The organism is Rhodococcus sp. PvR044, from assembly GCF_040548995.1.
GTDB lineage: Bacteria > Actinomycetota > Actinomycetes > Mycobacteriales > Mycobacteriaceae > Rhodococcus_G > Rhodococcus_G oryzae.
Genome location: NZ_JBEPSX010000020.1, coordinates 33,341 through 52,835, shown reverse-complemented (window position 1 = coordinate 52,835; position 19,495 = coordinate 33,341). Strand labels below are relative to the sequence as shown.

The following is a 19,495-nucleotide window of genomic DNA, read 5'->3' as shown; positions in this document are numbered from 1 at the left end:
TCGACGCAGCGCCTCACCCAGGTTGGTGGCACCGCACACGAACGGCACGGTGAACTTCCACTTGTCGATGTGGTTGGCGTAGTCCGCCGGGGTCAGCACCTCGGACTCGTCGATGTAGTCGACGCCGAGTGACTGCAGGATCTGAGCCTCCACGAAGTGGCCGATCCGTGCCTTGGCCATCACCGGGATGGACACGGCAGAGATGATGCCGTCGATCATGTCCGGGTCGCTCATCCGGGACACGCCGCCCTGCGCGCGGATGTCCGCGGGCACACGCTCGAGGGCCATGACCGCCACCGCACCCGCGTCCTCTGCGATCTTCGCCTGCTCTGCGTTGACGACGTCCATGATGACCCCGCCCTTGAGCATCTCGGCCATGCCGCGCTTGACGCGGGCCGTGCCGGTGGTCGGGGCGGTATCAGGGGTGCTCACGGCATACTCCATCGGTAGTGACCTGTCAGGGGAACTCGTTCAATTCTAGGACGATGCGGGTTTCTGCCGGTCGGCCGGTCAGCGAATCGATCGGACCTCGGGTTCGACCAGCCTTGCGACCACGACATTCGCCTCCTCCAGGAGGTCCGGCAGCTCCTCCGGGTACACCACCTCGCCGGTCGCGGCGATCTCCCGGATATCGCTCGGGCTGCACCAGCGGTGACCGGTGATCGCACGCCGTTCGAGGTCGGTGAAGCCGCTGCGCGTGGGGGTGAACTCGGTGGTCTGCAACGCGAAGAACAGCTCCTCTGAGCGGATCAGCTCGCCGTCGTAGGGGAACACCGCGACCCGGCGCCACATCGGCCCGCGCAACACCGCCTCGTCCACCGACAGCCCGGTCTCCTCGGCGATCTCGCGGACGGCGGCCGCCCGCAGGGTCTCCCCCATCTCGACGGCGCCGCCGATGGTGAACCAGAAGTAGACGTCGGGCACCTGCGGGTCGTGCCCGCGCAGCAGCAGCACCCGGCCCTTCTCGTCGAGCAGCACCACGCGGGAGGACGTCCGCGTCTCGTCCACGTTCATACCGGCGCCCACCACCGGGGCGGTGCGCTCGGCGATCTCGAAGTAGGTGGGCAGCGGGGCGGTGCCGCCGAGGTGCAGCCAGCGCACCGGTCGCCGGGTCCGCAGCGCGAGGGTGTCGCGCACCGCGTCGTTGTGGAAGCGGCGGGCGATCAGCACCCGGGCCTCGGCGTCGGCCAGCTCCGCCACCAGCTGGGGCGGCAGCGCCTCGGCAGGCACCGATGCCAGCGCCACGGACAGCGCGTTCTCCTCGGTTTCCCGGTGTCCGCGATCGGCCCGCTCGGCCTTGATCGCCAACGCCGCCAGGGCTTTTCCGTCCGGCACCCGGGCGTCTCCACCGGGCGCGAGCGCGGCGCCCACTGCACGGGCCACCACCGACCGGCGCGCGAGCGAGGAGTCGAGCGCCTGCCAGGACAGGTCGGAGCGCACGTGCAATCGGTCGAGCCGGTTGGCGGTGCCGTACGCCCACATACCGATCGTGATGATCACCGCGGCGATCAGCGCGAGGATGAGGATCGAGGTCGCGGAGAAGGTCACGAGCGGACCTCAACGCCGACGCCGCTGCCGCCGACCGTCACCGTCTCGTAGACGCGCAGGATCTGCTCCGCGACCACCGGCCAGTCATACTCGGCCACCACCTCGGTGGCGGTGCCGACCAGTGCGCGACGGCGATCCGGGTCACTGAGCACCGAATCGATCGCGGTGGACAGCGCGGCCGAATCGCCGACCGGCACCAGCATTCCGGCGGTGCCGTCGCGTAGCACCCGACGGAAAGCGTCCAGCTCGCTGGCCACCACCGCCGTGCCCGCCGCCATCGCCTCCACGAGCACGATGCCGAAACTCTCGCCGCCCAGGTTCGGCGCGCAGTAGACGTCCGCGCTGCGCAGCGCCGAGGCCTTCTCCGCGTCGGTGACCTGACCCAGCAGCCGCAGATGCCCGGCAAACCTGCCTGCGTCCTTGCGCAGCCTGTCCTCGTCCCCCCGGCCGACGACCAGGATCTCCAGGTCGGGGTGCTTGGCAACGAGCTCCGGCAGCGCCTCGAGCAGCACCGCCATGCCCTTGCGCGACTCGTCGTAGCGACCGAGGAACAGCACGGTGCCGCCCGCGCGCGGGTACCCGGGCAGCGGGTCCGCATTCGCGAACGCGGGCACGTCGACGCCATTGGGGATCTCGACGGCATCCGAGCCGAGCGACTCCATCTGCCACCGCCTCGCCAGTTCGGAGACGGCGATGCGGCCGCTGATCTTCTCCAGGTACGGCGCGAGCACGCCCTGGAAGGTGCTCAGCACCAACGACTTCGTGGTCGAGGTGTGGAAGGTCGCGACGATCGGGCCCTCGGCGATCTTCATCGCCAGCATCGACAGGCTCGGCGCGTTCGGCTCGTGGATGTGCAGCACGTCGAAATCGTTGTCGACGATCCACCGCCGGACCCGTGCATAGGAGACGGGGCCGAAACTCAACCGGGCCACCGAGCCGTTGTACGGGATCGCGACCGCCCGGCCGGCCGAGACCACGAAGTCGGGGAGCTCGGTGCCCTCCGAGGCGGGCGCCAGCACGCTGACCTTGTGTCCCCGCTCGATGAGCACCGATGCCAACTCGACGACGTGGGCCTGCACCCCGCCCGGCACGTCGAACGAATAGGGACAGACCATCCCGATCCTCATGGCGATTCCATCCGCGCCAGCCGGCCCTCGGACAGGTCGGCGAGCCACAGCGGCTGGAGCATGTGCCAGTCGGCCGGGTGGTCCGCGATGTTGGCGGCGAAGCGGTCGGCGAGGGCCTGGGTGGCCGCGGCCACCCCACCGGAGGTGTCCACCGGCGGATCGACCTGGAAGCCCCAGCCGTCGCCCTCGAAGTAGCAGTGCACCGGCAGCAGCGCGGCGCCGGTCTCGATCGCGAGCTTGGCCGGGCCTGCCGGCATCCGGGTCGGCTCACCGAAGAACGTCACGGGCACACCGTGTTTGGCGAGGTCGCGCTCCCCCAACAGACACACCAGCCGGTTCTCGCGCAGCCGCTCGGCAAGCTGCTCGAACGGTGGGCGCTCGCCGCCGCTGAGCGGGAAGATCTCGAAGCCGAGACTCTCCCGGTACTCGAGAAACCGCAGGTACAGCGACTCCGGCTTGAGCCGCTCGGCGACGGTTGTCACCGTGCCCCAGTGCTGCACGGCCCACACGCCCGCCATGTCCCAGTTGCCACTGTGCGGCAGGGCCAGCACCACGCCCTTGCCGTCGGCCATCGCCTTGTTCAGGTGTTCCTGACCGTGCACCAGGGAATCGAGACGCCCGCCGAGCTCATGCTGATCCATCGCGGGGAGCCGGAAGGCCTCACGCCAGTAGCGCGCATAGGAGCGCAGCGAGTCCCGGATCAGCTCGTCCGGCACCTCCGCGGCGGGTACCCCGAGTACACGTGCCAGGTTGCGGCGCAGTTGATCCGGGCCGCCGCGGCGGGCCGCCCGATCCGCGCCCCAGTTGAACAGCGACTCCGCCGCGCCTTCCGGCAGCGCGCGGACCAACCGCCAGCCGGCGGCGTAGCCGAGGTCGCTTGCCCGTTCGGTCCAGCTCACGTCGTCGGCGCCTCTCCGCTCTCCGCGGTGCCGGTCTTCATCGGCAGCGGATCCCGGGCGCCAGGGGCGTTGCGCACCTGCAGCACCCGCTGGAACACGGTGACGATGCTCGCCACCGCCAGCAGCCACATCGCCACGTAGACGGCCCATTCGAGCCAGTCGATGCCGAAGTGTCCCGCGAGGCCGGTCAGGCCGGAGCCGAGAAGGATGATCACCAGGCGGTCCGACCGTTCGATGAGGCCACCCTCCGCGGACAGTCCGCTCGCCTCGGCGCGAGCCTTGGCGTACGAGATGACCTGCGAGGTGACCAGACAGATCAGGGTCGCCACCAGCAGCGACCTGCTGTTCTCGTGGTACACCGCCCACCAGGCCAGGCCGGCGAAGATCGCGCCGTCGGCGATCCGGTCACAGGTCGCGTCCAGCACAGCCCCGTACCGGGTTCCGCCGCCGCGTTCGCGCGCCATGGCGCCGTCCACGAGGTCGAACAGGACGAACGCGGCGATCACGATCGCGCCCCAGAACAGGTGCCCCGAAGGGAACAGGGTGACAGCAGCCACCACGCTGGCCGTCGTGCCGAACACGGTCACGACGTCCGGGGACAGCCCGACCGCGACCAAGGCCTTACCCACCGGCGCGATCACCTTCGACACCGCGGCGCGCCCGAGAACGCTCAGCACCTGTCGACCCCCGTTCCTGTGCTGGAAGAGACCCGATTTCGAGTTGATCTCGTCAACGATCCTGCCATGACGCAGGCGATACGGCTCACGCGTTCCAGGCTGCCGAGAGCAGCGCCCTGGTCTCGCGCAGGAGCTGGGGCATCACCTTCGCCCCACCGACGACGGTGATGAAGTTCGCGTCGCCGCCCCAGCGCGGGACGATGTGCTGGTGCAGGTGCTCGGCCAGCGAACCGCCGGCCGCGGCGCCCAAGTTCAGCCCAACATTGAAGCCGTCCGGACGCGAGACCCGCTTGATCACGCGGATCGCCTGCTGCGTGAACGCCATCAACTCGGCCGACTCCTCGGGGGTGAGGTCCTCGAGCGCGGCGACGCGACGGTAGGGCACCACCATCATGTGGCCGGGGTTGTAGGGGTACAGGTTGAGCACCGCGTAGACGTGCTCGCCGCGGGCGACGATCAACCCTTCCTCGTCGCTCATCTTCGGGATGTCGGTGAACGGTCCCTCGCCCGGGGTCGTGACCTTCGGCGCCTCGGCGATATAAGACATCCGGTGCGGCGACCAGAGTCGCTGCAGCCGGTCCGGATCACCGGGGCCGGTGTCGACGACCGAGCCCTCGTCGCTCATCCGAGGCCTCCGAGCAGTTCGGCTGTGGGCGAGGCGTTCTCGCGCCGCGCGATCCATCCGGTGATCGCCTCGACGGCGTCCGCCACCGCGATGCCGTTGATCTGGGTGCCGTCGCGGAAACGGAAGCTGACGGCGCCCGCCTCCACGTCCCGCTCGCCCGCGAGCAGCATGAACGGCACCTTCTGCGTGGTGTGGTTCCGGATCTTCTTCTGCATCCGGTCGTCACTGACGTCCACCTCGGCCCGGACTCCGGCGGCCTTGAGCTTGGCCACCACGTCGAACAGGTGCTCCTCGAAGGCCTCGGCGACGGGGATGCCGACGACCTGCACGGGCGCCAGCCACGCCGGGAACGCGCCCGCGTAGTGCTCGGTGAGCACGCCGAAGAACCGCTCGATCGACCCGAACAGGGCACGGTGGATCATCACCGGCTGGTGCTTGGCGCCGTCGGATCCGGTGTACTCGAGGTCGAACAGGTTCGGCAGGTTGAAGTCGAGCTGGATGGTGGACATCTGCCAGGTGCGACCGAGCGCATCCTGCACCTGCACCGAGATCTTCGGGCCGTAGAACGCGGCACCGCCCGGGTCCGGCACCAGGGTCAGTCCGGACGCCTGGGCCACCTCGGCGAGGGTGTTGGTCGCCTCCTCCCAGACCGCGTCGTCGCCGACGAACTTGTCCGGGTTCTTGGTCGACAGCTCGAGGTAGAAGTCGTCGAGGCCGTAGTCCTTGAGCAGACCGAGCACGAAGTCCAGCGTGGTCGCCAGCTCGTCGCGCATCTGCTCACGGGTGCAGTAGATGTGCGCGTCGTCCTGCGTCATGCCCCGCACGCGGGTCAGGCCGTGCACGACGCCCGACTTCTCGTAGCGGTAGACGGAGCCGAACTCGAACAGACGCAGCGGCAGCTCCCGGTAGGAACGCCCGCGGGAACGGAAGATCAGGTTGTGCATCGGGCAGTTCATCGGCTTGAGGTAGTAGTCCTGGCCCGGCTTGCGCACGGTGCCGTCCTCGTTCAGCTCTTCGTCGATGTGCATCGCCGGGAACATCCCGTCGCGGTACCAATCGAGGTGGCCCGACACCTCGTACAGGTGGCCCTTCGTGATGTGCGGGGTGTTGACGAACTCGTACCCCTCCTCGACGTGGCGCTTGCGGGAGTAGTCCTCCATCTCGGTGCGGATGATGCCGCCCCTGGGGTGGAACACCGGCAGGCCCGAGCCGAGCTCGTCGGGGAAGCTGAACAGGTCGAGCTCCGCACCCAGCTTGCGATGGTCGCGACGCTCGGCCTCCGCGATCAGCTCCATGTGCTTGTCGAGCGCCTCCGACGACTCCCATGCGGTGCCGTAGATGCGCTGGAGGTCCTCGCGGTTCTGGTCGCCGCGCCAGTACGCGGCCGAGCTGCGGGTCAGCTTGAAGGCGGGGATGTGCTTGGTGGTGGGGATGTGCGGGCCGCGGCACAGGTCGCCCCACACCTTCTCGCCGGTCCTCGGGTCGAGGTTGTCATAGATGGTCAGCTCGTTGCCGCCGACCTCCATCACCTCGGGGTCGTCGATGCCCGACTTGTCGTCGATCAGTTCGAGCTTGAACGGCTCGTTCGCCAACTCGACGCGGGCGTCCTCGATGTTCTCGACCACACGCCGCGAAAAGCGTTGCGAGCCCTTGATGATCTGCTTCATCTTCTTCTCGAGGCGGGTCAGGTCCTCGGGGGTGAACGGCTCGTCGACCCGGAAGTCGTAGTAGAAGCCGTCCTTGATCGGCGGGCCGATGCCGAGCTTGGCGTTCGGGAACTCCGACTGCACGGCCTGGGCGAGCACGTGGGCGGCGGAGTGCCGGATCACGGTGCGGCCGTCGTCCGAGTCGGCCGCGACGGGCTCGACCAGTGCGTCCTCCTCGGGAATCCAGGACAGGTCCTTGAGCTGGCCCTCCGCGTCGCGGACCACGACGATGGCGTCGGCACCCTTGCCGGTGAGCCCCGCCTCCCGAACCGCCGTACCGGCGGTAGTCCCCGCGGGCACCCGGACGTGGGCGGCTGAGACTGCGGATGCGGGCGTGGTCACGGCGATGTGCTCCTCGATGTTCTGCGCCGACTCGAAGACGGCTGCTCGGTGAGACCTCATGCTATCGGCACGCGGATCGGACGGACCTGTCACCCGAGCAGCGCGCCGAGCCGCGCCGCGCGCACCGACGGCTGCTGACGGGGACAGCTGGTGCACTTGACGCCCTCGGCGGCGGCCGGATCGGGCTCCGTCTCGTAGATCAGGCAGCAGGACGACCTGCGGATCACCCGCCTGGAGCCCGGTACAGGCACGGCAAGGGGGTCCGCTCCGGCCACTCCCCCGCGGCCGACGTCGACGAACCGGGGGCGCGGCATCTCGGTGCCGATCAGGTCGGCCAACCGCACCGCCAGCGCGCTGCCGAGCACCGGGCTGCCAAGCGCGGTACCCGCGTCCAGCGCACGGTTGCCCAACGAGTCCGTCGCGATCGCCCACAGCGAGCGCACGCCCGCACCACTGAGTTCGCTCAGCGCCGCGATGATCGGGGCGAGCGCGGCGACGAGCCGCTCGGCCAGTACCTCGTCGTCGCGGATGCCTGCCTCGGAACGAATGGTCCCCAGGTACCCGTCCGGCCGCAACGTACAGGTCAGCCCGTCCAGGGCCGGGTCGGGCGCGAGGCCCGTCGCCAGCAGCATCGAGGCGGGCACCGACAGCAGCGTCGAGCTCGCCGAGTACCACCACAGCGTCGCAGAGACGCGGACGTCCTCGCAGGCCCAGCGCCGCGCGGTGTCATCGATCCGGGCGGCCAGCCAATCGCGGTCCACCAGGACGTTGCCTGCGTGTTCCACCGCGCCCGGCGCGGGTACGGTCGCGTCCCTCAACGACGGGATCGCCGCGACCGCTCGCTCGTAGGCCTGGCCGAGTTCGGGATCCATCACCACGGCTAGAGCGGGCTCTCCAGGAGCGGGTGCTCGATGCCAACCCACCCCGCGATCAGCCCGAGAGTTCCCAGCACCCACAGGGTTCCGATCACGATGGCGCACGTCAGCAACGCGGAGAGCGCCTTCACCACGATCGACTGGCGGACGAACCACGCCATGAACCGGTCGTAGCGCTCCCGCGCGAACCGGAGCAGGCGGTGCGCCCACGCGAACTCCGAGGCGAGGATGCCGAGCCCGGCGAACACGATCAACCAACCAGGACCGGGGTACGGAATGGTGATGATGCCGACGACGAGAACCACGGTGCCGACGACGCCGACGCAGATCCGGTAGGCCAGGTTCAGTGCGGTGTTTCCCGCGATATCCCGCCGCAGGCGCATCCACCGGTTCTCAGTCGTCACCACGCGGCCAACAGTACCGACGGGCGGGCCGCGGCGCGCTGGTCCGTCGAGCTACCTGGCGACCGCCCGCCACGCCTCGAGCTTGTCCGCCACCGGGGTGCCCGCGTTCGCCGGACTCGTCGACGGCAGCCGTGCCATGGCGACCGACTCCGGGTGCAGGCCGCGCGCGACGACGGCGCGCCGGTACGCATGCTCGGCCTTGGCCCCGTTGAAGAAGACCCGGCCGATCCGGGGGTGACGCTCGAACAGGGCAGCGAAGTCGTTGGCCACCTCGGAATCGGGGTCGATGCTCGAGTCGAGGCTGCCCTCCCGCCTGCACAGCTTCAGCACGTCCCACAGCGCGATGCCCTCGTCCTGGAGCCGCCGCAGCCGCTGCACGTACGTCTGCCGGGGGCCCGCGTCGAAGAGCTCGCCCATGATCGGCCAGAAGCTGTTGCGCGGATTCGCGTAGTACATGCCCGCGGCCAGCGACGGGATACCCGGCATCGACCCGAGGATCAGGGTGTCGGCGCGGTCGTCGAGTACGGCGGGAAAGCTGTGGACGACGGTCATGAGCGTCCATTACACCCCAACATGGGCACGAGAAAAAGGGGCCGGTGTCCTTCACCGGCGCAGAGTCACAGGCCGCGATCGATCAGGTCGAGGATCTCCTCGCTGGTCGCCGCGTGGATCTTGTCGACCGCGTCGGCGTGCGCACCCTCGCCCGCGCCGACCTCGGCCAACAGGGTGGCCAGGCGCTTCGCGAGCGCCGCCCGGGCCTCGCCGTCGTCCCCGAGCTCGGCGATGGTCGCGCGAAGCCGGTCGACGTCGGCGAAGGCCACCGACACCGGATCCGGAACGAGCTCCGCGCGCAGGAACTCGGCGACGGCCCTGGAACTCGGGTGGTCGAACACCATGGTGGGCGGCAACCGCAGCCCCGTCGCCGCACCGAGGTGGTTGCGGAGCGCCACGGCGGCGAGCGAGTCGAAGCCGAGTTCCTTGAACGCCTGGTCGGCGTCGACCGAGTCCGCGGCGTCGTGGCCGAGCACCGTGGCGGCTCCGGCCCGTACCAGTTCGAGCATCAGGTGCCGCTGTTCGGGTATCGACAGGTCGGCCAGTCGCAGCGCCCAATCGGACGGCGCGGATCCGCTCGATCCGGCCGGGCCCGACCCCGCGGCACGCCTGCGCGGTTCCCGGATGAGGCCGCGCAGCGGGGCAGGCACGTAGGCCCCTGCCGACCAGGAGAGGTCGAACCGGGCGGCGGCCACGGCCGGAACACCGGCGGCCAGCGCGTCGTCGAAGAGGGCCAGGCCGTCTTCAGCGGTCATCGGAACCATGCCACTGCGGCGGGCCCGGGCCAGATCGATCGCCCCGAGGCTGTCGGTCATGGTGCTCGGCGGTGCCCACATGCCCCACGCGATCGACACCGCGGGAAGACCGAGGGCGTGGCGGTGCCGGGCCAGGGCATCGAGGTACATGTTCGCCGCCGCGTAGTTCGCCTGTCCCGGCGCGCCGAGGACACCGGCCAGCGAGGAGAACAGCACGAAGGCCCGCACCCCGGATGTCGCGGTCAACCGGTGCAGATGCCAGGCCGCGTCGACCTTCGGCCGCAGCACCGCGTCGAGCCGCTCGGGGGTCAATGAGCCAAGGGTTGCGTCGTCGATCACGCCTGCCACGTGGATCACCGCGGTCAGCGGGTGCTCCTGCGGTATCCCCGCCAGCAGCGCCGCGAGGGCCGACTCATCGGAGGTGTCGCAGGCGAGGATGCTCACCTCGGTGCCCAGATCGGCCAGTTCGCGACGCAGCCGGTCGCAACCCTCGGCGTCGGGTCCGCGCCTGCTGGTCAGCACCAGATTCCGCGCCCCGTGGGCGGCGACCAGGTGCCGGGCCACCAGCGACCCCAGGGTGCCGGTGCCGCCGGTGACGAGAACGGTGCCGTCCGGGTCGAACGGCGTCGATGTCTCGACGGCCGGCACGCGCCGCAACCGGGGCGCCAGCAGGGCGCCGTTCCTGGCCGCCGATTGGGGTTCCCCGCTCGCCGCTGCCGACGTGATCGCGGTTTCGGCATCCGACGCGTCGTCGAGGTCGACCAGGACGAACCGGTCCGGATTCTCGTTCTGTGCGGACCCCACGAGGCCCCACACCGCCGCGGCCGCGAGGTCGGCGCCCGCGTCCGGGTCCTGCCCGTCGTCGATGACCATCGCATTGCGGGTCACGATCACCAGCCTGCTGTCGGCGACGAGGTCATCGTCCAGCCACTCCTGCAGCAGGTCCAGCACCCGGGCGCACAGTTCGTGGGTCGCGTCCGGACCGTGCTCGCCCCCGGTTCCGCATCCGACCAGCACCGTCCAGGGGACCCTGTCGCCGTCGTCGGGGACGGACTCCATCGCGGTTCGCAACGCCGCCAGGTCGCGATGGTGGGGAAAAGCCGAACCGTCGCCCTGCTCGCCCGGCCACCCGGAGCCGAGGACCACCACCGGTCCCGGTGCCGGCTCCGACGAGGGGCCCTCGACCGGAATCCAGGTCAGCCGGTGCAGCGGCGGGGTCGCCCTGCCACCCGCACCCGACCCGTCGACAGCTCTCGGCACCACCCGCAGTGCGTCGACGGTCAGCACGGGATCGCCTCGGGGGTCGGCGAGGGCGACGCGATATCGCCCGTCCTCGCTCGCCTCGGACCGCACCGACACCGCTTCCGCTCCGACGGTGTGCAGGCGGATTCCCGACCAGGTCACCGGCCAGCCGTCCCACCCGAGGATCGGCTCGAGCGCGGCCTCCAACAGCTCCGGATGAATGCCGTAGCCGGTCGCGTCGGTGCCTTCCTCCAGGCGCACCTCGACCTCGGCGTCGCCCGGAACCTGTTGCGCGGCAGCGGCGGCGGGCCCCACGACGTCGTCGATCGTCGCGGAGGCGTTCCGGACCCAGGCATCGGGGCTGTCGGCCTCGGCCGCGTTCGACGAGATGGTGACGGTGCGACCACCGGTTGCGTCGATCGGGGACACGAGCACCCTGATCGATGCCTGCCCCGGCGACGGGAGGGTCAGCGGCTGGTGCAGCGTCAGCTCGTCGATGTGGTCGAGACCGATGTGGTGGGCCGCATGCAGCGTGAGTTCGACCAGCACCGCGCTCGAGACCGGCTGCGGTGCGTCCGGCGACGGCGCCTCACCGTCATCGACCGGCGGCGGCACGAGCCACGAATCGCGCGGCAGCGAGAGCTGTCCGGTGAACATCAGCGCGCCGTCATCGAGGCTCACCGCCGCGCCGAGCAGCGGATGATCCGCGGACCCGAGCCCCAGCTCCGTCGGATCGCCGGTGCTCCGCATCGACGTCGAGGGCCAGAAGGAACGACGCTGGAATGCGTAGGTGGGCAGGTCGACCCGGCGACGCCCGGGCATTACCCGATCCCAGTCGACCGGGATGCCCTGCACGTAGGCCGCCGCGACCGCCGCGATGACCCCGTTCGCCTCGTCTCCGCGTCCGGGCAGCGTGGCGATCGCGTTCGGGACCACCTCCGCGGCGAGCGCGGTCAGGGTCGCGCCAGGGCCGACTTCGACGAGGCGGGTGACCCCGAGCTCGTCGAGGGCGCGAATGCCGTCGTGGAAGCGCACCGATTGCCGGATGTGCTGCGTCCAGTAGTCCGGTGACACGAGTTCCTCTGCGGTGGCGACGCGACCGGTGACGTTGGAGATGACCGGCACGGTCGGCGGCTGCGGCGTCAGCCTCGACACCACGGAAGCGAACTCGTCGAGGATGGGATCCATCAGGGTGGAATGGAAGGCCCGCTCGACCCGCAGGCTCGTTGTCTTCAGGCCTGCGGCGGACAATTCGGATGCGATGGTGTCCAGATCGCGTTCACCGCCCGCGAGCACCACCGATTCGGCACCGTTGACGGCCGCCAGATCGACCCGGTCGTCGATCCGTGCGAGCACGTCCTCGGCCCGGGCACGGACGGCGATCATCGCGCCCGGCTTCGTCGATTGCATCAAGCGTCCGCGCTCGCCCACCAGGGCGGCGGCGTCGGGCAGGCTGAACACTCCCGCGACGTACGCCGCCGTGATCTCTCCGATCGAATGGCCGATCAGGTAGTCCGGGGTGATTCCCCAGTCCCGCAGCAGCCGATAGAGCGCGACCTCGACGGCGAACAGGGCCGGCTGGGTGTACTCGGTGCTGTCGAGCTTGGCGGCGCCGCCCTCGGCGTCGTCCCAGATCACCTCCCGCACCGGGACTTCCACATGCTCGTCGAGTGCGGCACAGACCTCGTCCAGTGCCTCCGCGAACACCGGGTAGGCCTCGTAGAGGCCACGGCCCATCCCGATCCGTTGCGCGCCCTGTCCGGTGAACATGAAGGCCGTCTTGCCGCGGACGCTGGTCCCGTCGATGACGTTGCCGCCCGGTCGTCCCTCCACGATGCGGGCCAGGCCGTCGCGCAGGTCGGCGAACGTCTCGCCGATCACCGCGGCGCGGTGGGCGAAGCCGGATCGGGTGGTGGCCAGGGAGTAGGCGAGGTCGGCAGGATCGGGGAGATCTTCCGCGTTGTCGAGGAACTCCGCCAACCGCGCTGCCTGCGCCCGCAGCGCGTCGCCGGTCTTTCCGGAGATCACCCAGGCCAGCGGCGTGGCCGACCGCGGCGAGGGATCGGGCGTCGGGAGGTCGGGTGGCTGTTCGAGGATCAGGTGCGCGTTGGTGCCGCTGATGCCGAACGACGAGACCGCCGCCCGACGGGGCCGCCCGGTCTCCGGCCATGAAACAGCGTCGGCGAGCAGCGAGACCTCTCCCGCGGTCCAGTCGACGTGCCGGGTCGGGGCGTCGCCGTGCAGGCTCGGCGGCAGCACCCCGTGCCGCATCGCCATCACCATCTTGATCACGCCCGCGACTCCCGCCGCGGCCTGGGCATGGCCGATGTTCGACTTCACCGAGCCGAGCCACAGTGGCCTGCCCTCGCGGTCCTGCCCGTAGGCAGCCAGCAGCGCCTGCGCCTCGATCGGGTCGCCGAGCGTCGTGCCGGTGCCGTGGGCCTCGACGGCGTCGATGTCGGTGGGTGCGAGCGCGGCATCGGCCAGCGCCTGGCGGATCACCCGCTCCTGGGACGGCCCGTTCGGTGCGGTGATCCCGTTGGACGCCCCGTCCTGGTTGATCGCCGATCCGCGGATGATCGCCAGCACCCGGTGGCCGTTGCGTTCGGCGTCGCTCAGCCGTTCCAGCACCACCATGCCCGCGCCCTCGCTGAGCCCGGTGCCGTCAGCCCGGTCGGAGAAGGGCTTGCACCTGCCGTCGGAGGCGAGGCCGCGCTGGCGGCTGAACTCGATCAGCACCCCGGGTGTGGACATCACCGTCGCCCCGCCTGCCAACGCGAGCGCGCATTCACCGTCGCGCAGTGCCCGCGCCGCGAGGTGCATGGCCACCAGCGAGGACGAGCAGGCGGTGTCCACCGTGACGGCGGGCCCGGTGAAGCCGAGAGAGTACGAGATCCGGCCGGAGGCAACGCTGTTGCTGGTTCCGGTCATCAGATAGCCCTCGGCATCGACGTTGCGCCTGCTCATCAGGTGGAAGCCGTAGTCGCCGCCCATCAGCCCCACGTACACGCCGGTGTCGGTGAGTCCCGGTCCGTTCGGCTGGATCCCCGCCCGTTCCAACGCTTCCCAGGCGCTCTCCAGGAGCAGCCGGTGCTGGGGGTCCATCGCGATCGCCTCGCGGGGGCTGATGCCGAAGAACGCGGCGTCGAACTCGTCTGCGTCGTAGAGGAATCCGCCCTGGCTCATGTAGGTGGTGCCTGCGCGCTCCGGGTCGGGGTGGTAGACCTCGGCGAGGTTCCAGCCGCGGTTGTCGGGGTACGCGCCCACCGTGTCGTGGCCCTCTCGCACGAGTTGCCAGAGGTCGTCAGGGCTGTACACCCGGCCCGGATACCTGCAGGCCATCCCGACGATCGCGATCGGGTCCTCGCCCCTGCGAGTGCGCGCAGGCCGGGTCGGCTGCGGTGCCGCATCCGACCCGAGCAGGCGGGCCACGAGCTCCTGCGCGAGCGCATCGGCGGTGGGATGGTCGAACACCACCGTCGCGGCGAGTCCGACGCCGGTGGCGGTCGCGAGCTGGTTGCGCAGTTGCACGGCGGTCAGCGAGTCGAAGCCGAGCTGCTTGAAGGCCCGTTCCGGGTCGATCGCCTCCTTGCTGTCGTGGCCGAGTACCGCTGCCACGTGGGTGGTGACGAGGTCGAGGACCCGGCTGTGTCGCTCGCCGGGGTCGAGTGCCCGCAGCTCGTCGGCCAGGCCGGTGGGTGATTCGGCGGCGGCGACCCGGCGACGGATCCCGAGGACGCGACGCAGGATCGGCGGCAGGGACTCGGCATCGGAACGGGAGGGTCGCGTCGAGAGACGGATCGGCACGATCAGCGGCCGGTTCACGGCCAGGGCCGCATCGAACAGGGCCAACCCCGACTCCGGGCTGATGGTGTCGATGCCGGAGCGCTGCAACCGGTCCAGGTCTGCCGCGTTCAGGTGGGAGGTCATCCCGCTCGGCCGGTCCCACAGCCCCCAGGCCATGGAGATCGCCTGCAGCCCGCGGGCGCGACGGTGTTGCGCCAGTGCGTCGAGGAAGACGTTCGCGGCCGCATAGTTCGCCTGGCCCGCGCCGCCGAGCACACCCGCCGCCGAGGAGAACAGTACGAAGGCCGACAGGTCGTGGTCGCGGGTGAGCTCGTGCAGGTGCCAGGCACCGTCCACCTTGGGACGCATGACCTCGTGCAACTGGTCTCGGGTCACGGTGGCCGCGGTGGCATCCTCGAGCACCCCCGCCGCGTGGATCACACCGGACAGGTCGGGGATGTCTGCGAGCAGGGCGGCGATCGCGGCGCGGTCGGCCACGTCGCAGGCGACCTGGCGGATCTCGGTCCCCGACTCGGCGACATCGGCTCGCAGTTCGGCCGCGCTGTCGGCGCCCTGCGCGTGCCTGCCGGTCAACACCAGCCTGCGCACCCCGTACCGCGCGACGAGGTGGCGGGCGATCAGCCTGCCGATGGTCCCGGTGCCACCCGTGATGAGGACCGTGCCCTCCGGACCGAAGGGGGCCGGCTCCGCAGCGAGTGCGGCGCGTGTACTGACGGGCGTCTCCGCGGCGAGCATGGGCGCCAGCAGCACGCCGTCCCGGATCGCCAGCTGGGGTTCGTTGCAGGCCAATGCCATTGCCAGCAGCGCGGTATCGGCGGGTTCACCCGCCGCCGCATCCAGGTCCACCAGGCAGATGCGGTCCGGGAACTCGTGCTGCACCGCGCCGATCAGCCCCCAGGCGGGTGCGGCCGACACGTCGTCGATCGGTTCGCCGTCGCGCACGCCAACCCCGAGCCGGGTGGTGACGAGCAGGCGGGTCTGCGCCAGCCGGTCCTCGCGGAGCCAGGACTGGACCGCGGCCAAAGCTGCCTCCGCGGCGGCGTGCGCCCGGGCCGGCACGTCGGACTCCCCGCCCGGCTCGCAGTCCAGCCACAGCACGCGACCGGACTGGTCGCCGCCCGCCAGTGCCTCCGCGAGCGGCACCAGCTCCGCCCCGGCCGCCGCGGCCGCACCCACCGGCATCCACTCCACCCGGTAGAGGTTCTCGCCTGCACCGGCGGCGGGGAGTTGGGTGTCCCCGAGCGGCCGCAGCGCCAGCGAATCCACGGTCAACACGGGTTTGCCCGTCACGTCGAACGCGGCTACCCGGTACCGCTCGGGACCGATCGACGTGACGTGCACACGCAGAGCTGTGGCGCCGACGGCGTGCAACTGCACTGCGCCCCAGGCGAAGGGCAGCCGGACACCGCTCGCGCCGGACGCCGCGCTCCCGAGCGCGATCACGTGGAGCGCCGCGTCGAGCACGGCCGGGTGGATCCCGTATCCCACGACCGCCTCGGCCGGGTCCTCGCCGCCCAGACTCACCTCGCCGTACAGCTCGTCGCCGCGGCGCCACGCCGCCCGCAGGCCACGGAAGCTCGGGCCGTACCCGTAGCCGGCCTCGTCGAGCACTCCGTACAGACCCCTGACATCGATCGGCGTGACATCGGCAGGCGGCCACTGCTGTTCGTCGGAGTCCGCGGAGCCGACGGCCGCGGTGAGCGTGCCGGTGGCGTGCCTGGTCCACGGGGTCTCCCCCGACGCATCCGCGGGCCGGGAGTGCACCGCCACCGTGGAGCGGCCGCCGTCGCCATCGGCGAGGACGCTCACCTGCACCGCCACCTCACCCTCGTCCTGGATCAGCAGGGGCGCTTCGATCGCGAGGTCCTCGAGCCCGCCGCGCGCGACGCGGTTCCCCGCGTGGAGGGCCAGCTCCACGAATGCGGTGCCGGGCAGAATGACCGTTCCGTTCACCGCATGATCGCGCAGCCACGGAAGGCGTTGCGGGGAGAGCAAGCCCGTGAACACCACGCCCCGGCCGTCTCCGAGCTCGACCGACGCGGCGAGCATCGGGTGTCCGCCGGTGTCCATGCCCGTCGACGCGACATCACCGTGCGGCGCGGGACTGTCCAGCCAATAGCGACGGTGCTGGAAGGCATACGTGGGCAGGTCCACCCACCGCTGCCGATCGTCACGCCGGGCCCATTCGACTCGGTCCCAGTCGATGTGCACCCCGGACACCTGCGCCTCGGCGAGCGCGGCGGTGAACTGGCGCAGGCCGGCGCGGTCGCGCCGCAGGGTGCCGATGGTTCGCCCCGCGACACCCGCCGCGTCGAGGGTCTCCTGCAACGGCACGGTGAGGATGGGATGGCTGCACGACTCGATGAACAATCGATAGCCGTCCGCGGCCAGCGATCTGGTCGCCTGCTCGAATCGGACGGGGCGCCGCAGATTCCGGTACCAGTAGTCCGCGTCGAGCGCGGAGCCGTCCAGCGCGCCACCGGTCACCGTCGAATAGAACGGGATCCGCGACCGGCGGGGCGTGATCGAGGCGAGCGCGTCGAGGATCGGATCCCGCAACACCGACACGTCCGCGCAGTGCGAGGCGTACTCCACCGCGATCCGCCTGGCCTGGACGCCCTCGCCCTGCAACTGCCCCACCAGCAGATCGAGCGCGTCGACGGGACCGGACACCACCGTCGCAGAGGGACCGTTCATCGCCGCCACCTCGACGGCGCCCGCCCACGGTTCGATCTTCGCCCGCACCGCGTCGGCGGGCAGTGCCACCGAGGCCATCCCGCCGCCGCGTCGCGCCGACGCGGCGATCACACTGCTCCGCGCGGCGACCACCAGCGCCGCGTCGGACAGGCTCAGCGCACCCGCGACGCAGGCTGCGGCGATCTCACCCTGCGAATGTCCGACCACGGCCGCCGGTTCGACGCCGTGTGCGCGCCACAGTTGGGTGAGGGCGACCATCACCGCGAACAGCGCGGGTTGCACGACATCGACCCGGTCCAGCGAGGACGGATCGCGGTCGCGGAGCACGTCGAGCAGGGAGAACTTCGTGTACGGCGCGAGCGCGTCGGCGCATTCGCGCACGCTGTCGGCGAATACCGGCGACGACTCGAGCAGTTCCGCGGCCATGCCCACCCACTGCGCACCCTGACCCGGGAAGACGAACACCGGCCGGTCCCCTGCTTCCATGGCCAGGCCGGTGACCACATCGGGGCTGGGCGCGCCCCGGCCGAGCGCGTCGAGCCCGGCCAGCAGGCCCGAGGGCTCCGCGCCGATCACGGCGGCGCGGTGGTCGAAGGCGGCGCGCGAACCCAGCAACGCCCCGGCCACCTCGGCCGGCGTCAGTTCGGGATGGCCGACGACGTACTCGCGCAACCGCTCGGCCTGGGCGCGCAGCGCGGGTTCGGTGTGGCCCGATACGAACCAGGCCACGACCTCGCCTTCGGGAACGGCCGATTCGTCGGGTGACGGCGAGACGGACGGTGGCTGCTCCAGCACGACGTGCGCGTTGGTGCCGCTGATGCCGAACGAGGACACTGCCGCGCGTCGGGGCCGATCGGCCTCCGGCCAGTCGCGGTTCTCGGTGAGCAGGGACACCGAACCGGCAGACCAGTCGACGTGCGGGGTCGGCCGGTCGACGTGCAGCGTCTTCGGCAGGACACCGTGACGCATCGCCATGATCATCTTGATCACCCCGGCCACACCAGCGGCCGCCTGGGTGTGCCCGAGATTCGACTTCACCGAGCCGAGCCACAGCGGCCGGTCGGCGGGCCGATCGCGGCCGTAGGCGGCCAGCAGGGCGGACGCCTCGATCGGATCGCCCAGCGTGGTTCCGGTGCCGTGCGCCTCGACCGCGTCGACATCGGCCGGGCCGAACCCGGCACTGTCCAGGGCCTGCCGGATCACCCGCTCCTGTGCCTGCTTGTTCGGAGCTGTCAGGCCGTTGCTGGCACCGTCCTGGTTCACCGCACTGCCACGGATGACGGCCAGTATCCGGCGACCGTTGCGCTCCGCGTCGGACAGTCGTTCCAGCGCGACGATTCCCGAGCCCTCACCCCAGGCCGTACCGTCCGCGGCGGCGGAGAAGGCCTTGCACCGCCCGTCCCTTGCCAGTCCGCGCTGGCGACTGAACTCCACGAACACCGCTGGTGTCGCCATGACCGTCGCCCCGCCCGCGAGCGCCAGTTCGCACTCACCGCTGCGCAGCGCCTGCATCGCGAGGTGGATGGACACCAGGGACGAGGAGCACGCGGTGTCGACGGTGATCGCGGGTCCACACAGGCCGAAGCTGTACGCCACGCGTCCGGAGGCGACGCTCATGGCGTTCCCGGTGATGAAGTAGCCCTCGAGGTCCTCCGGCGGCGCCCCGCCTGCCCGCGCCGCGTAGTCGATACCGGACAGCCCGGTGAAGACACCGACCTGGGCACCGTGCACCGACCGCGGATCGATGCCTGCGTTTTCGAAGGTCTCCCAGCTCGTTTCGAGGAGAAGACGCTGCTGCGGGTCCATGGCCAGCGCCTCGCGGGGCGAGATCCCGAAGACCTCCGGATCGAACCCGGCCGGGTCGTCCAGGAAGCTGCCCTGCACCGTGTAGGTCTTGCCGGACTGCTCGGCCTTCGGATCGTAGAGGTCCGCGATCCCCCAGCCGCGGTCCTCGGGGAACCCGGTGACGGTGTCCGTACCCGACTCGACCAGGCGCCACAGATCCTCCGGCGACCGGACCCCGCCCGGGTACCGGCAGCCCATCCCGATCACAGCGATCGGTTCGCGGCTGACTCCCTCGGCCTCACGAAGCTTCTCCCGCGTCTGATAGAGATCTGCGGTCACCCGCTTCAGATAGTCGAGGAGCTTCGCCTGATCGGCCATCCGAGATCAGCTCCAATCTGAGCCCCCCGTATCAGCGCGGGACACCGATTGTATCCGTCACCACCTCTCGGAGGCA

General features: G+C 70.7%; 11 protein-coding genes. All 11 read right to left on the bottom strand.

What is annotated here, in order from left to right:
* The coding region (locus tag ABIC28_RS26885) for a beta/alpha barrel domain-containing protein (protein WP_502945073.1) at positions 1 to 444 on the bottom strand (444 nt) is incomplete at its 3' end.
* Positions 445 to 510: 66 nt separating this feature from the next.
* Positions 511 to 1,548: an NUDIX hydrolase gene (locus tag ABIC28_RS26880; protein ID WP_354581767.1), complete on the bottom strand. Its 1,038-nt coding sequence runs from the start codon at positions 1,546 to 1,548 to the stop codon at positions 511 to 513.
* On the bottom strand, positions 1,545 to 2,675 hold the full coding sequence (locus tag ABIC28_RS26875) for a glycosyltransferase family 4 protein (protein WP_097211318.1): 1,131 nt from the start codon (positions 2,673 to 2,675) through the stop codon (positions 1,545 to 1,547). The genes ABIC28_RS26880 and ABIC28_RS26875 overlap by 4 nt, the downstream gene beginning before the upstream one ends.
* Positions 2,672 to 3,574 carry a phosphatidylinositol mannoside acyltransferase gene (locus ABIC28_RS26870; protein WP_097211317.1) on the bottom strand — a complete coding sequence of 301 codons (903 nt, stop codon included), beginning with the start codon at positions 3,572 to 3,574 and terminating at the stop codon, positions 2,672 to 2,674. Before ABIC28_RS26870 ends, ABIC28_RS26875 begins: the two co-directional genes overlap by 4 nt.
* A complete protein-coding gene (gene pgsA / locus ABIC28_RS26865; protein ID WP_097211316.1) occupies positions 3,571 to 4,251 on the bottom strand; it encodes a phosphatidylinositol phosphate synthase in 681 nt (226 codons plus the stop codon). The genes ABIC28_RS26870 and pgsA overlap by 4 nt, the downstream gene beginning before the upstream one ends.
* A gap of 85 nt (positions 4,252 to 4,336) precedes the next feature.
* The gene (locus ABIC28_RS26860) at positions 4,337 to 4,876 is read right to left on the bottom strand and encodes an ATP adenylyltransferase (RefSeq protein ID WP_027499599.1); all 540 of its coding nucleotides are present in this window, start codon (positions 4,874 to 4,876) and stop codon (positions 4,337 to 4,339) included.
* On the bottom strand, positions 4,873 to 6,924 hold the full coding sequence (gene thrS / locus ABIC28_RS26855; RefSeq protein WP_209928932.1) for a threonine--tRNA ligase: 2,052 nt from the start codon (positions 6,922 to 6,924) through the stop codon (positions 4,873 to 4,875). Before thrS ends, ABIC28_RS26860 begins: the two co-directional genes overlap by 4 nt.
* An 89-nt stretch (positions 6,925 to 7,013) precedes the next feature.
* Positions 7,014 to 7,796, bottom strand: a complete 783-nt coding sequence (locus ABIC28_RS26850; RefSeq protein ID WP_108168812.1) for a (2Fe-2S)-binding protein — start codon at positions 7,794 to 7,796, stop codon at positions 7,014 to 7,016.
* A gap of 8 nt (positions 7,797 to 7,804) precedes the next feature.
* Positions 7,805 to 8,182: a TIGR02611 family protein gene (locus ABIC28_RS26845; protein ID WP_097211353.1), complete on the bottom strand. Its 378-nt coding sequence runs from the start codon at positions 8,180 to 8,182 to the stop codon at positions 7,805 to 7,807.
* 72 nt (positions 8,183 to 8,254) lie between these two features.
* Positions 8,255 to 8,755 carry a DNA-deoxyinosine glycosylase gene (locus ABIC28_RS26840; RefSeq protein WP_097211315.1) on the bottom strand — a complete coding sequence of 167 codons (501 nt, stop codon included), beginning with the start codon at positions 8,753 to 8,755 and terminating at the stop codon, positions 8,255 to 8,257.
* 65 nt (positions 8,756 to 8,820) lie between these two features.
* Entirely contained in the window at positions 8,821 to 19,419 is a 10,599-nt protein-coding gene (locus tag ABIC28_RS26835) for an SDR family NAD(P)-dependent oxidoreductase (protein WP_354581763.1), read from the bottom strand.
* Positions 19,420 to 19,495: the final 76 nt, after the last annotated feature.